Source organism: Burkholderia sp. GW821-FHT14F03 (assembly GCF_058803765.1).
Map to the genome: position 1 here is coordinate 35,712 of NZ_JBXAPG010000053.1, position 12,625 is coordinate 48,336.

A 12,625-nucleotide genomic window follows, 5' to 3' on the forward strand; every position below is an offset into this window, starting at 1 on the left:
GCCGCGTCAGGCCGCGGCGCGCTCGCGTCGATACTGCACCCAGTCGCCCGAGGCAATGCGCAGCGTGTCCGCGGCCACACGCTCGGCCACCGGATAGAACAGGCAGGCGTAGCACCGGCCGCCCAGTTGCACCGACGCCTCGCGCGCGGCGAACAAGCCGTCGTCGCCCGGATACACCTGCTCGATCTCGTCGAGCACCGGCACGAGCCGTTCGTCGATCGCGTAGACGTCGCCCCAGACGAGATCCGGGCCGCCTTCCGTCGCGATCATCCCCGGATAGCGGCCGAGATCGTAGAGCCGCCCCGCCAGCGCCGCGGCGCCCAGCAACTGCGGCGCCGCGATCCCGTGCCGCTCGGCGGCGCGGCTGATGTCGTTGACCTCCCCCGCGCGCAGGGTTCCGTAGACAAATACATGGCGCATGGCCCCTCCTTCCTCATCACGTGAAACACGACCTGACGCGACGCACCGCCTCAGGTCAACGGCGCATCGCTGACGAGCACGCCGTCGGCATCCGCGTAAATCCAGTCGCCGGGCGCGATGCGGGCGCCCAGCACGGAGACCGGCACGTCGGCCACGCCCTCGCCGCGCCGGTCGCTCCGGCGCGGATGCGCGGCCAGCGCGACGATGCCGACGTTGCACACGGCCAACTCCTGCGTGTCGCGCACGCAACCGTATACGACCACGCCGGCCCAGCGGTTGCGCTCGGCCAGCACGCCGAGGTTGCCGCCCACGAGCGCGCAGCGCGTGCTGCCACCGCCGTCGACGACGAGCACGCGCCCGCCGCCGTCCTGTTCCAGCGCCTTGCGCACCAGCGTGTTGTCCTCGAACAGCTTGAGCGTCGCGGCCGGGCCGCTGAACGATGCGGCGCGGCCGAACGGACGGAATACGGGTTCGAGCACGCGCAGCGTGCCGTCGGCGAGCCGGTCCTCGTGCGCGTCGCAGAGATCGGTGGTGGCGAACGTCATCTCGGGGTCTCCTGTCCTGGTGGGTCAACAATTCCGGTCGTGACATTATCGGCCGAAAAAATCCCGCAGCAACGCAAGGTCCAGGGCCCCTACAATAGGCGTGAGACACCCGTCGCATGCCGCACCGACTTCGATCGCCCATGAGCCCATCCGTTCCCCCGCGCGCGAGCGCCGCGCCCACCATCATCGAGATTCCTCCCGAGTTCACGCCCACGCCTGCGCATCCGATGTGCGTACGCGCGCGGCCGGTGGCCGCGGGCGTGCGCATTCCGCTGCATACCCATGCCTGGGCGCAGGTCGCCTACGCCTCGCGCGGCGTGTTGCGGATCGCGACGGCCAGCACCACCTGGATGGTGCCGCCCTCGCGCGCGATCTGGGTGCCGCCGCGCGTCACGCACGAAGTGGTGATCGTCGAGGACGCCTACCTGCGCACGCTCTATATCGACGAATCGGCGGTGCCGGACGGGCTCGATGCGTGCCGGGTGGTCGAGGTGTCGGGGCTGCTGCGCGAGTTGATCGGCGCGCTGGAGGCGCGGCCCGCGAGCGCCGCGCGCGAGACGCTGCTGTCTTCGCTCGTGCTCGACGAGCTGACTCAGGCCGAACCGCTGCCGCTCGCGGTGCCGATGCCCACCGAGAAACGCCTGCGCGCGCTGTGCGAGGCGGTGCTCGCGCAGCCCGCGCACGGCGAATCGCTCGAATACTGGGCGGCCGGCGTGGGCGCAAGCACGCGCACCATCGCGCGGCTGTTCCGTCAGGAGTTGGGCGTGAGCTTTTCGCAGTGGCGCCAGCAGGCGCTGCTCGCGCGCGCGATTCCGCTGCTCAACCAGGGTCGCCCGCTGTCGCAGGTGGCGCGCGAACTCGGCTATCGCAGTCAGAGCGCGTTCTCGGCGATGTTCCGGCGCGCATTCGGAGCGAGCCCGCGCGCCTTCATGCAGCGCGGCGCCGATCCGCGCGCGGGCAAGGCCGAGGTCGAGCGCGACGCGCGCGCCTAGACCGGCCGCACCATGTGGCGGATCGAGCCGAGCTGCGCGAGCCGCGAGCCGGCCAGCCGGTAGCCCATGCGCAGATAGAGGCGCGCGGCCGGGTTGTCGACGAACACCCGCAGCTGGGTCTCGCTGAGCCCGCGCGCCTTCGCCCAGCGATGCGCGGCGTCGAGCAGATAGGTGCCCGCGCCGTGCTGCCGGTGGCCCTGCGCGATCTGCACGTCGCGGATATGCAGCGACGCCCCCTCCTCGGTCACCCTCAGGACCCCGATCCGCTCGCCCTCGAGTTCGAGAATGAAATTCTCCGAATCGCGCCAACTGGCGAAAAAGAGGTCCGTGCGCCATTCGAGACCGTGGCGCCGGTAATACGCGCCCATGTTGCGGTGCGTGAGCGCCTCGGCAAACGGAAAATCATCCGCCTCGGCGGGGCGCAGCTGATACAACAAGCGGACATCGGTCGGATCGAGCATGGATGACAGGCCGGAAAACACATCATGACCGCCACGATAGCGCAGCCCGATCGCGATGCAATGCCGGTTTGCACGGAGGGGCTTTTCGCGCCGCAAAAACAAAAAGCCCGTTCAGGCATTCCTGAACGGGCTTTGATCTGGCGGAGCGGACGGGACTCGAACCCGCGACCCCCGGCGTGACAGGCCGGTATTCTAACCAACTGAACTACCGCTCCAGCTTTTCACTACTACTCGCAGGCATTGGTTAAGCTCCTGCAAGCTTGCTTCGTTTCCGACGAAACGCCGCTGTATCTGGCGTCCCCTAGGGGATTCGAACCCCTGTACTCACCGTGAAAGGGTGATGTCCTAGGCCTCTAGACGAAGGGGACAACGTACTGCTTACACCTTTAACGCAAAAGCCCGTTCATATATGCAGCCTGAACGGGCTTCGATCTGGCGGAGCGGACGGGACTCGAACCCGCGACCCCCGGCGTGACAGGCCGGTATTCTAACCAACTGAACTACCGCTCCAGCTTTTTACTACTACTCGCAGGCGTTGGTTAAGCTCCTGCAAGCTTGCTTCGCTTCGAATGAAACGCCGCTGTATCCTGGCGTCCCCTAGGGGATTCGAACCCCTGTACTCACCGTGAAAGGGTGATGTCCTAGGCCTCTAGACGAAGGGGACATAATCTTTACAGATTTGTCTTACTGCTTGGTTCTTGCCATTAACTTTCGTCAACAGCAGAGAACGAGATTCTAACTTCTTTTAAATCATTTGTGAAGCAATTTTTCACACTCTGCTTCGCAAACTTCATTCTGTTCTGGTGGTGGAGGTAAGCGGGATCGAACCGCTGACCTCTTGCATGCCATGCAAGCGCTCTCCCAGCTGAGCTATACCCCCTTGCAGAACAGAAACGAGATTGTAGAGGCGGTTTCGAGGTTTGTAAATACCCTATTTGTGATTCGAGCATCATTTTTTGCATGCGCTCGTTTCACGCAAGATCCGACGCCCTTCCGGGCGCCGGATCCGGGACTCACGCGGCCCCGTTCTCGAGACGCGCGACCACCGCGTCACGGCCGAACAGCATCAGCACCGCGTCGATCGACGGCGTATGCGTGGTGCCCGCCACCAGCAGGCGCACCGGCATCGCGAGCTGCGGCATCTTGAGCCCGTGCGCGGCGAGCGTCGCCTTCAACGCGGCCGCGATCGCTTCCTTGGTCCATTCGACGCCCTTCAGCGCGCCGGCCAGCTCCGCCAGCGCCGGACGCACCGCGTCCGTCACGTGCTGCGCGAGCGCCTCCGCATCGGGCGCGGGCGTGCGGTAGAACATCGCCGCGCCCTCCGCGATCTCCTTGACCGTCGACGCGCGATCCTTCATCAAGCCGACCACGCCCACGAGATCCGGGCCCGTCGCCGCATCGACGCCGAGCGCCGCGAGGAACGGCTGCGCCAGCGTCGCGAGCCGCCCGTTGTCGGCCTGCTTGATGTAGTGGTTGTTGAGCCAGTTCAGCTTGTTGTGGTCGTACTGCGCGGGCGACTTGCCCAGATGCTCGAGATCGAACCATTCCACGAACTGCTCGCGCGAGAAGATCTCCGCGTCGCCGTGCGACCAGCCGAGCCGCGCGAGATAGTTGAGCACCGCTTCCGGCAGGTAACCGTCGTCGCGATAGCCCGTCACGCTCATCGCGCCGTGCCGCTTGCTCATCTTCTCACCCTGCTCGTTCAGCACGGTCGGCAGATGCGCGTAGACCGGCACCTCGCCGCCGAGCGCCCGCAGGATGTTGATCTGGCGCGGCGTGTTGTTCACGTGGTCGTCGCCGCGGATCACGTGCGTGATGCCCATGTCCAGGTCGTCGACCACGACGCAGAAGTTGTAGGTCGGCGTGCCGTCCGGGCGCGCGATCACGAGATCGTCAAGTTCCTCGTTGGAGATCTCGATATGCCCCTTCACCGCGTCGTCCCACGCGACCGCGCCCGTCAGCGGATTGCGGAAGCGCAGCACGGGCTGCACGCCCGCGGGCGGCGCCGGCAGCACCTTGCCCGGCTCCGGCCGCCAGGTGCCGTCGTAGCGCGGCTTCTCGCCCGCCTCGCGCTGGCGCTCGCGCAGCGCGTCGAGTTCCTCGGTCGACATGTAGCACGGATAGACGAGCCCCTGTTCCTGCATCTGGGCCAGCACCGCGCGGTAACGGTCCATCCGCTGCATCTGGTAGAACGGACCTTCGTCGAAATCGAGCTCGAGCCATTTCATGCCCTCGAGGATCGCGTCGACCGACGCCTCGCTCGAACGCTCGAGATCGGTGTCCTCGATCCGCAGCACGAAGGCGCCCTTCATCTTGCGGGCGAAGGCCCACGGATACAGCGCGGAACGGATGTTGCCGAGATGGATGAAGCCGGTCGGGCTCGGCGCGAAACGGGTGCGTACAGGACGGGTCATGACTGGTAACTCGATGGCCTTTTGGCGGCGCGTGAAATGAAACGACGCGGAATCGGCGCGCGAGCCGCCGGTGCGGGCGGGCTCACGCGTCGAAGCCGGAACGGAAAGAGGACGAATTATACCCGCCGCGCACGCGTTGCCGGCCCCGTTGCGCACGCGTCGCGGGTTTCGCGCGGGGCCGCCCGCTTGCTTTATGATGGGCGCGCCGCGGCCGACCGCCGGCGCGGCGCCTTGGCCCGCGCCCTCGCGCGCCGTCGCACACCTGACGCGGGGCCGCGCCCCGCCGCGTAGCCGGAGATTTCCCGATGTCGTCCCCTCGCCTGTCCCGCCGCACCTTCTCACTTGCGTGCGCGTCCGCCACCCTCGCCGCCTGCACCTCGTTCGGCGACAAGCGCCCCGCGGACAACGCCGCGTCCGCGCCGCCCGCGCAGCCGCGCGAGAAGCCGCTGCGGATCGGCATCGCGCTCGGCGGCGGCGCCGCGCGCGGCTTCGCGCACATCGGCGTGCTGAAGGCGCTCGAGGCCCGCAACATCCCGGTCGAGATCGTGGCGGGCACCAGCGCGGGCTCGGTGGTCGGCGCGCTCTACGCATCGGGCATGAATGCGCTGCAGATCAACAAGCTCGCGCTGACGATGGACGAATCGTCGATCAGCGACTGGGCCACTCCGTTCCGTTCGCGCGGCCTGCTGCAAGGCGTCGCGCTGCAGAATTTCCTGAACAAGACGCTCAACAACCGGCCGATCGAGAAGATGGTCAAGCCGCTCGGCGTCGTCGCGACCGACCTCAAGAACGGCCAGGCGATTCTGTTCCAGCGCGGCAACACGGGGCTCGCGGTGCGCGCGTCGTGCAGCGTACCCTCGGTGTTCGAACCGGTGCGGATCGGCGATCGCGAGTATGTCGACGGCGGCCTCGTGAGCCCGGTGCCCGCGTCGTATGCGCGCAAGATGGGCGCCGACTTCGTGATCGCGGTCGACATCTCGTCGCGCCCCGAGGGTGCTCCCACCCAGAACCCGATCGAGATGCTGCTCCAGACCTTCACGATCATGGGCCAGACGATCAAGACCTACGAGCTGGACAAGTATGCGGACGTCGTGATCCGCCCGAACCTCGCGGCGATGGGCGGCAGCGACTTCAACCAGCGCAACGCGGCGATCCTCGCGGGCGAGGAGGCGGTGGCCCGGATCATGCCGGAACTGCAGCGCAAGCTCGCGGCCGCGCGCGGCGCGAGCGTCTGAGGCGCGCGCCGGCTTCACGCAAACAAAAACCCCGCGTCCTTGCGGAGGCGGGGTTCGAGGAAGCGGCGCGCCGAGCGCGGCGCTAACCGCAGGGCACGGCGGTATCAGTTGCCGCCGTTGCCGCCGATCGTCGCGCTCACGCGCTGACGCAGATCCTCGGGCTTGGTCGAGAACTGCGTCTCGATCCGGCGCGCGCCCGTGAAGCGCTTTTCCCAGTAGGTGCTGTCGAGATCGTCGACGCGGATCGTGCTGCCCGTCGACGGCGAGTGCACGAACTTGTTGTCGCCGATATAGATGCCGACGTGCGAGAAGGTGCGGCGCATCGTGTTGAAGAACACGAGGTCGCCCGGCTTCAGCTCGCTCATCCGCACCTTTTCGCCGACGCGGCTCATCTCTTCCGCGCGACGCGGCAGCGACATGCCGAGCGTGTCCTGGAACACGTAGCGCACGAAGCCGCTGCAATCGAGCCCCGAATCCGGGGAATTGCCGCCCCAGCGGTAGCGCACGCCGATCATGTTCAGCGCGCCGACCACCACGTCGCCGGCCTTGCCGGCCATGCCGGACAGGAACGACTTCGCACCGCCGTCGCTCGACGACGCGCTGGCCTGGGCATTTTGCTGGGAGGAAGAAGAGGAAGCCGAGCCCGACTGGGGCGTGAATGCGGCATTCTGGCTAAAACTGCTGACATCGTCGGCGAACGCGCCGGGAGCTGCAGCGATCAGGACGCCGATGAACATCCCGGCGACGACGCGCGTGCAAGCCTGGGTCAGATATCGGTGCTGCATTGGTCGATGGATTTACGCTTAAAAATCAGCTGATTGGCGGAAAATTTCGGTCGATACTAGCCACAAAGTATTGATTTGTCAAAATCATTTGGACTTTTTTAGCCGGGACACGCCCGTCACTGCGGCGTCCGCGGGAGCGCCACCGCTTTCAGCAGCTTTCGCGTGTAAGGATGCGACGGTTTTGTGAATATTTGTGTCACATCGCCGGCCTCCACGATCACCCCGCCCTGCATCACCGCGACCCGGTGCGCCATCGCGCCGATCACGTCCAGGTCATGGCTGATGAACACGTAGCCGAGGTTGTATTTCTGCTGCAGCCCGGCCAGCAGCTTCAGCACCTGCTGCTGGATCGACACGTCGAGCGCGCTCGTCGGCTCGTCGAGGATCAGCACGCGGGGCTTGAGCACCAGGGCCCGCGCGATCGCGATGCGCTGCCGCTGGCCGCCCGAAAACTCATGCGGATAGCGCGTCAGCACGGTGTGGTCGAGCCCGACTTCGCGCAGCACCGCGATCACCTGCTCGCGCCGCGTCGCCGCATCCAATTCAGGGCGGTGCAACGCGAGCCCTTCGCCGACGATCCGCTCGATCGTCTGTCGCGGCGAAAGCGAACTGAATGGATCCTGAAAGACCACCTGCATCGCCGCCCGCAGCGCGGTCTGTTCGCGCCCCCGGTAGGCCGCGAGCGCGCGCCCCTCGAATTCGATCTCGCCGTGCGCGATCGCCTGCAACCCGAGCAGCGCCATCGCGAGCGTCGACTTGCCGGAACCCGACTCGCCGACGATGCCGAGCGTCTCGCCCTGGCGCACCGCCACGCTCGCGCCGTCGACCGCCGTGAAGCGCCCGGCGCGGAACCAGCCGGCGAAGCCCGGCTGCTTCTGCGCGAAGCGCACGCTCACCTCGCGCGCGTCGAGCATCACCGGCGCGATCGGCAGCACCGGCATCACCGCGCGCTGCGGGCGGCTCGCGAGCAGGCGCCGCGTATAGGGATGCTCGGGCGCGTCGAAGATCGCGTCGACCGGCCCGCTCTCGACCAGCTTGCCCTTCTCCATCACCGCGACCCGCTGCGCGAAGCGCCGCACGAGGTTCAGGTCGTGCGTGATCAGCAGGATCGCCATGCCGCGCGCTTCGGCCGCCTCCCGCTGCAGGTCGAGCAGCAGCTCGACGATCTGCGCGCGGATCGTCACGTCGAGCGCGGTGGTCGGCTCGTCCGCGAGCAGGAGGCGCGGCCGGCACGCGAGCGCCATCGCGATCATCGCGCGCTGGCGCTGGCCGCCCGACAGCTGGTGCGGATAGCTGTCCACGCGCCGCTCCGGCTCGGCGATGCCGGTGCGCGCGAGCAGCGCGACCGCGCGCCGCCGCGCCTCGACGCGGCTCACGCCGTCGTGCTGCTCGATCGTCTCGCCGATCTGCTCGCCGATCGTAAACAGCGGATTGAGCGCGCTCATCGGCTCCTGGAAGATCATCGCGACGTCCGCGCCGCGCAGGCCGCGCATCTGCCGCTCGCTCTTGTCCGCCAGATCCTCGCCCGCGAAGCGGATCGTCCCGCTCGTCTGCGCGTCCCGCACGAGCCGCAGGATCGACAGCGCCGTCACGCTCTTGCCCGAGCCCGACTCGCCGACCAGCGCGACCCGCTCGCCCCGCCCGATCGCGAGCGACACGTCGTCGACCGCGAGCGTGTCGCCGAAGCGCACGCTGAGCCGCTCGAGCGCCAGCAGCGGCGTCGCGTCGCCGTCCCGCACGCGCGCGCTCATCGCCCGCCTCCGGCCGCGCGCGTCGAATCCGCGATGCGCGTGTCGAGCGCGTTGCGCAGCGCGTCGCCCATGAAGGTCAGGAGCAGCAGCGTCGCGACCAGCACGCAGAAGGTCGACAGCGAGATCCACCAGGCGTCGAGGTTGCCCTTGCCCTGCGCGAGCAGCTCGCCGAGGCTCGGCGTGGGCGGCGGCACGCCGAGCCCGAGGAAATCGAGGCTCGTCAGCGCGAGGATCGCGCCGCTCATGCGGAACGGCAGGAACGTGATCACGGGCGTCATGCTGTTCGGCAGCACGTGCCGCCAGATGATCTGCCAGTTCGACAGGCCCAGCGCGCGCGCGGCGCGCACGTAGTCCTGGCCGCGGTTGCGCAGGCATTCGGCGCGCACGTAGTCGGACAGCCCGATCCAGCCGAACAGCGACAGCAGCACGAGCAGCAGCAGGAAGCTCGGCTCGAAGATCGACGCGAAGATGATCAGCAGGTACAGCTCCGGCATCGCGCTCCAGATCTCGATCAGGCGCTGCCCGACGATATCGATGCGGCCGCCGAAATAACCCTGCACCGCGCCCGTCGCGATGCCGATCAGCGTGCCGATGAAGGTCAGCGCCAGCCCGAACAGCACCGACACGCGGAACCCGTACACGAGCCGCGCGAGCAGGTCGCGGCCCTGCGCGTCGGTGCCGAGCCAATTGGCGCGCGACGGCGGCGCCGGATTCGGCACGGTCGAGAAGTAGTTGAGCGTGTCGTAGTAGTAGCGGTTCGGCGGGTACAGCACGAAGTTGCCGGGCGTCTCGAGCTTGCGCCGCACATAGGGGTCGAGATAGTCGGCGGGCGTCGGGAAATCGCCGCCGAATGCGGTTTCCGGATAGTCCTTGAGCAGCGGGAAATAATAGTGGCCGTCGTAGCGGACCACGAGCGGCTTGTCGTTCGACCAGAGCGGCGCGGCGAGGCTGGCCGCGAACGCCACGACGAAGATCACGAGGCTCCAGTAGCCGAGGCGCTGCTGCGTGAAACGCAGCCACACGCGCCGGGCGGGCGACGGCGACAGCCGCGCGCGCGCGGCGTCGAGGCGGGCGGACGGGGCGGCGGCTCGGTTCAAGTCAACGCTCCAGATGTTCGAATTGAATGCGCGGGTCGACCCACACGTAGCAGAGATCGGAAATCAGCTTGGTGGCAAGCCCGATCAGCGTAAACAGATACAGCGTGCCCAGCACGACCGGATAGTCGCGGCGGATCACCGATTCATACGACAGCAGCCCGAGCCCGTCGAGCGAGAACAGCGTCTCGATCAGCAGGCTGCCCGAGAAGAACGCGCCGATGAACGCGGCCGGAAAGCCGACGATCAGGGGCAGCAGCGCGTTGCGGAACACGTGCTTCCACAGCACGCGGCGCTCGGGCAGCCCTTTCGCGCGCGCGGTCAGCACGTATTGCTTGCGGATCTCGTCGAGGAACGCGTTCTTGGTCAGGATCGTGACCACCGCGAAGCTGCCGACCACCGATGCGGTGATCGGCAGCACCAGGTGCCACAGATAATCGGTGACCTTGCCCAGCAGGCTCAGCTGCGCGAAGTTGTCCGAGGTCAGCCCGCGCAGCGGGAACAGCTGCCAGAACGAGCCGCCGCCGAACAGCACGAGCAGCAGCACGCCGAGCACGAAGCCCGGGATCGCATAGCCGACCAGCACCACGAGGCTCGTCGCGACATCGAAGGTGGAACCGTTGCGCACGGCCTTCGCGATGCCGAGCGGCACCGACAGCAGATAGGTCAGCAGGAAGGTCCACACGCCGATGCTGATCGACACCGGCAGCTTCGACACCACGAGCGACCACACGCTCTGGTGATGGAAATAGCTCTGGCCGAGGTCGAAGCGCGCGAAGCGCGACAGCATCAGCCCGTAGCGCTCGAGCGGCGGCTTGTCGAAGCCGTAGAGCGCCTTCAGCTGCGCGACCTGCTGCGCGTCGACGCCCGTCGACGCGCGCATCCCGAAGTGCGCGCCGCCCTGCTCCGCGCCCTTGCGCAATTCCTGCACGGCCTGCTCGACCGGCCCGCCCGGCACGAACTGGATCACGACGAAGGTGATCGTCAGCACGCCGAGCAGCGTCGGAATCATCAGCAACAGGCGTTTGAGGATGTAGCTCCACATAGGCGTTCCAGATAGTCGGCCCGCGACGGGCCGGGTGGATCAGCGGCCGGGCAGCGCCCACCAGGTCGACGGCACCCAGCCTTCCGCCGCATAGTACAGCGGCAGGCGCGCCGGATAGGCGAGCGTGCGCTTGTAAGCGATCCGGTGGGTGTTGCTGTACCACTGCGGCACCACGTAATAGCCGTGCATCAGCACGCGGTCGAGCGCATGCGTCGCGTCGAGCAGCTGCTCGCGCGTCTGCGCCTGCAACAGCGTCTTCACGATCGCGTCGAGCGCGGGCGACTTGACGCCCATCAGGTTGCTCGACCCCGGCTGGTCCGCGTAGCGGCTCGCGAAATACAGCGCCTGTTCGCTGCCCGGCACCTGCACGGCCGGATAGCGCAGCGTCGTCATGTCGAAATCGAAGCTGTCGAAACGCTTTTGCAGCAGCGCGTAATCGGCGATCCGCAGCTTCGCGACGATGCCGAGCTTCGCGAGATTGCGGATATACGCGTTGATCACCGCTTCCATCGTGGAGCCCGGCCCCGAGGACCCCGAATCATCGAGGATCTCGAACACGAACGGCTCGCCCTTCGCATTGCGCAGCGCGCCGTCGCGATAGGTCCAGCCGGCCTGCGCCAGCAGCGCGCGCGCCTTCAGCAGGTTCGCGCGCAGCGAGCCGGGCGGGTTGGTGTTCGGCTGCACGGGCATCGGCCCGAACACGGCCGGATCCAGCTGCGCGCGCAGCGGATTCAGGATCGCCAGCTCGCCCGGCCCCGGCGTGCCGGTGGCCTGCAGGTCGGTGTCGGCGAAGAAGCTGTCGATGCGCGTATAGCCGCCGTAGAACAGCTGCCGGTTCAGCCACTCGAAGTCGAGCGCGAGATCGAGCGCCTGACGCACCCGCGCGTCGCGGAACATCGGCCGGCGCTGGTTCATCACGAAACCCTGCATGCCCGCGCCGTTGTGCTGGCGGAACTCGCGCTTGATCAGCTCGCCGCTGTCGAACGCCTTGCCGACGTCGCGCCGCACCCAGTTGCGCGCGATGTTCTCGACCAGCACGTCGTACTCGCCGGCCTTGAAGGCTTCGAGGCGCGTGACCGGATCGCCGTACAGCTTGTAGACGATCCGGTCGAAGTTGTTGGTGCCGACCCGCACCGGCAGCCGCGCGCCCCAGTAGTTCGGGCTGCGCTTGTAGCGGATGGTGCGGCCGCTGTCGTATTGGTCGATCACGTAGGGCCCGCTGCCGATCGGCTGCTGGAACGCGAGCTGGTCGAACGGCACGCGCGTGCCGTCCGGCCGCAGCCCCCACTTGCGCGAGAACACCGGCAGCGAGCCCGCGATCAGCGGCAGCTCGCGGTCGCGGCGGCGGAACGCGAAGCGCACCGTGGCCGCATCGACCGCGACCGCGTGCGACAGATCCGCCAGATAGGCCGGGTACTGCGGCGCGGCCTGCGGACTCTTCAGCGTGTCGAACGAATACACGACGTCCGCCGCCGTGACGGGGTCGCCGTTCGAGAAGCGCGCGGCCGGATTCAGGTGGAACGTGACGGACAGCCCGTCGGGCGCGATCGCGATGTCGTCGGCGAGCAATCCGTAGGCGCTCGCGGGCTCGTCGCTGCTGCCCGTGACGAGGCTCTCGAACAGCATGTCGATGCCGGGCGCCGGATTGCCGCGCATCGTGTACGGATTGAACTTGTCGAACGAGGTGAGCCGGTTCGGATTGGCGAGCACCAGCGTGCCGCCCTTGGGCGCATCGGGGTTCACGTAGTCGAAATGCGTGAAGCCCGGCGGGTATTTCGGCTCGCCGTACTGCGCGATCGCGTAGACGGCGCCCGCCGGCCGCGCGGCCAGCGCCGTCGCGGCAAGCAGCGCCAGCGCCGCGGCGCGCGCGAGCCGGCGCGGCG

Annotated in this window: 11 protein-coding genes and 5 tRNA genes; 2 read left to right on the top strand and 14 right to left on the bottom strand. The window is 67.7% G+C overall.

Annotated elements, in window-relative coordinates:
• Positions 1 to 6: 6 nt before the first annotated feature.
• Positions 7 to 420 carry a gamma-glutamylcyclotransferase family protein gene (locus tag AC1RQF_RS28060; protein WP_274002448.1) on the bottom strand — a complete coding sequence of 138 codons (414 nt, stop codon included), beginning with the start codon at positions 418 to 420 and terminating at the stop codon, positions 7 to 9.
• A 50-nt stretch (positions 421 to 470) separates the two neighbouring features.
• The gene (rraA, locus tag AC1RQF_RS28065) at positions 471 to 965 is read right to left on the bottom strand and encodes a ribonuclease E activity regulator RraA (protein ID WP_274002447.1); all 495 of its coding nucleotides are present in this window, start codon (positions 963 to 965) and stop codon (positions 471 to 473) included.
• Positions 966 to 1,105: 140 nt separating this feature from the next.
• Here rraA and AC1RQF_RS28070 point away from each other — a divergent pair, with 140 nt between their 5' ends.
• Entirely contained in the window at positions 1,106 to 1,957 is an 852-nt protein-coding gene (locus AC1RQF_RS28070; protein ID WP_274002445.1) for an AraC family transcriptional regulator, read from the top strand.
• On the opposite strand, the gene AC1RQF_RS28075 is transcribed toward AC1RQF_RS28070, so the two are convergent.
• The 7 genes from AC1RQF_RS28075 to gltX form a co-directional block, all read right to left on the bottom strand.
• On the bottom strand, positions 1,954 to 2,418 hold the full coding sequence (locus AC1RQF_RS28075; protein ID WP_274002444.1) for a GNAT family N-acetyltransferase: 465 nt from the start codon (positions 2,416 to 2,418) through the stop codon (positions 1,954 to 1,956). The genes AC1RQF_RS28070 and AC1RQF_RS28075 overlap by 4 nt on opposite strands.
• Positions 2,419 to 2,556: 138 nt before the next feature.
• Positions 2,557 to 2,633: transfer RNA gene (locus AC1RQF_RS28080), tRNA-Asp, on the bottom strand.
• 77 nt (positions 2,634 to 2,710) lie between these two features.
• Positions 2,711 to 2,786 (bottom strand) — tRNA-Glu (locus tag AC1RQF_RS28085).
• A gap of 65 nt (positions 2,787 to 2,851) precedes the next feature.
• Positions 2,852 to 2,928: transfer RNA gene (locus tag AC1RQF_RS28090), tRNA-Asp, on the bottom strand.
• A 78-nt stretch (positions 2,929 to 3,006) separates the two neighbouring features.
• Positions 3,007 to 3,082, bottom strand: a tRNA-Glu gene (locus AC1RQF_RS28095).
• A gap of 140 nt (positions 3,083 to 3,222) precedes the next feature.
• Positions 3,223 to 3,298 (bottom strand) — tRNA-Ala (locus AC1RQF_RS28100).
• A 133-nt stretch (positions 3,299 to 3,431) separates the two neighbouring features.
• Positions 3,432 to 4,832, bottom strand: a complete 1,401-nt coding sequence (gene gltX, locus AC1RQF_RS28105; RefSeq protein WP_492873436.1) for a glutamate--tRNA ligase — start codon at positions 4,830 to 4,832, stop codon at positions 3,432 to 3,434.
• Between the two features lie 305 nt (positions 4,833 to 5,137).
• Between gltX and AC1RQF_RS28110 the strand changes: the two genes are divergently transcribed.
• Positions 5,138 to 6,067, top strand: a complete 930-nt coding sequence (locus AC1RQF_RS28110; RefSeq protein WP_274002441.1) for a patatin-like phospholipase family protein — start codon at positions 5,138 to 5,140, stop codon at positions 6,065 to 6,067.
• Between the two features lie 104 nt (positions 6,068 to 6,171).
• Here AC1RQF_RS28110 and AC1RQF_RS28115 read toward each other — a convergent pair whose 3' ends face one another.
• The 5 genes from AC1RQF_RS28115 to AC1RQF_RS28135 form a co-directional block, all read right to left on the bottom strand.
• The gene (locus AC1RQF_RS28115; RefSeq protein ID WP_274002440.1) at positions 6,172 to 6,852 is read right to left on the bottom strand and encodes a C40 family peptidase; all 681 of its coding nucleotides are present in this window, start codon (positions 6,850 to 6,852) and stop codon (positions 6,172 to 6,174) included.
• A 116-nt stretch (positions 6,853 to 6,968) separates the two neighbouring features.
• On the bottom strand, positions 6,969 to 8,603 hold the full coding sequence (locus AC1RQF_RS28120; RefSeq protein ID WP_274002439.1) for an ABC transporter ATP-binding protein: 1,635 nt from the start codon (positions 8,601 to 8,603) through the stop codon (positions 6,969 to 6,971).
• The gene (locus AC1RQF_RS28125; RefSeq protein WP_274002437.1) at positions 8,600 to 9,700 is read right to left on the bottom strand and encodes an ABC transporter permease; all 1,101 of its coding nucleotides are present in this window, start codon (positions 9,698 to 9,700) and stop codon (positions 8,600 to 8,602) included. Before AC1RQF_RS28125 ends, AC1RQF_RS28120 begins: the two co-directional genes overlap by 4 nt.
• 1 nt (position 9,701) lies before the next feature.
• Positions 9,702 to 10,742: a microcin C ABC transporter permease YejB gene (locus AC1RQF_RS28130; RefSeq protein ID WP_274002435.1), complete on the bottom strand. Its 1,041-nt coding sequence runs from the start codon at positions 10,740 to 10,742 to the stop codon at positions 9,702 to 9,704.
• Positions 10,743 to 10,781: 39 nt separating this feature from the next.
• Positions 10,782 to 12,625, bottom strand: a 1,844-nt coding sequence (locus AC1RQF_RS28135) for an extracellular solute-binding protein (RefSeq protein WP_492873437.1), incomplete at its 5' end; no start/stop codon positions are given.

Excerpts from the sequence above, each read along its gene's own strand:
- AC1RQF_RS28060 (WP_274002448.1), bottom strand. The coding sequence starts at position 420 with ATGCGCCATGTATTTGTCTACGGAACCCTGCGCGCGGGGGAGGTCAAC.
- AC1RQF_RS28070 (WP_274002445.1), top strand. The coding sequence starts at position 1,106 with ATGAGCCCATCCGTTCCCCCGCGCGCGAGCGCCGCGCCCACCATCATC.
- rraA (WP_274002447.1), bottom strand. The coding sequence starts at position 965 with ATGACGTTCGCCACCACCGATCTCTGCGACGCGCACGAGGACCGGCTC.
- AC1RQF_RS28075 (WP_274002444.1), bottom strand. The coding sequence starts at position 2,418 with ATGCTCGATCCGACCGATGTCCGCTTGTTGTATCAGCTGCGCCCCGCC.
- AC1RQF_RS28110 (WP_274002441.1), top strand. The coding sequence starts at position 5,138 with ATGTCGTCCCCTCGCCTGTCCCGCCGCACCTTCTCACTTGCGTGCGCG.
- AC1RQF_RS28130 (WP_274002435.1), bottom strand. The coding sequence starts at position 10,742 with ATGTGGAGCTACATCCTCAAACGCCTGTTGCTGATGATTCCGACGCTG.
- AC1RQF_RS28120 (WP_274002439.1), bottom strand. The coding sequence starts at position 8,603 with ATGAGCGCGCGCGTGCGGGACGGCGACGCGACGCCGCTGCTGGCGCTC.
- AC1RQF_RS28115 (WP_274002440.1), bottom strand. The coding sequence starts at position 6,852 with ATGCAGCACCGATATCTGACCCAGGCTTGCACGCGCGTCGTCGCCGGG.
- gltX (WP_492873436.1), bottom strand. The coding sequence starts at position 4,832 with ATGACCCGTCCTGTACGCACCCGTTTCGCGCCGAGCCCGACCGGCTTC.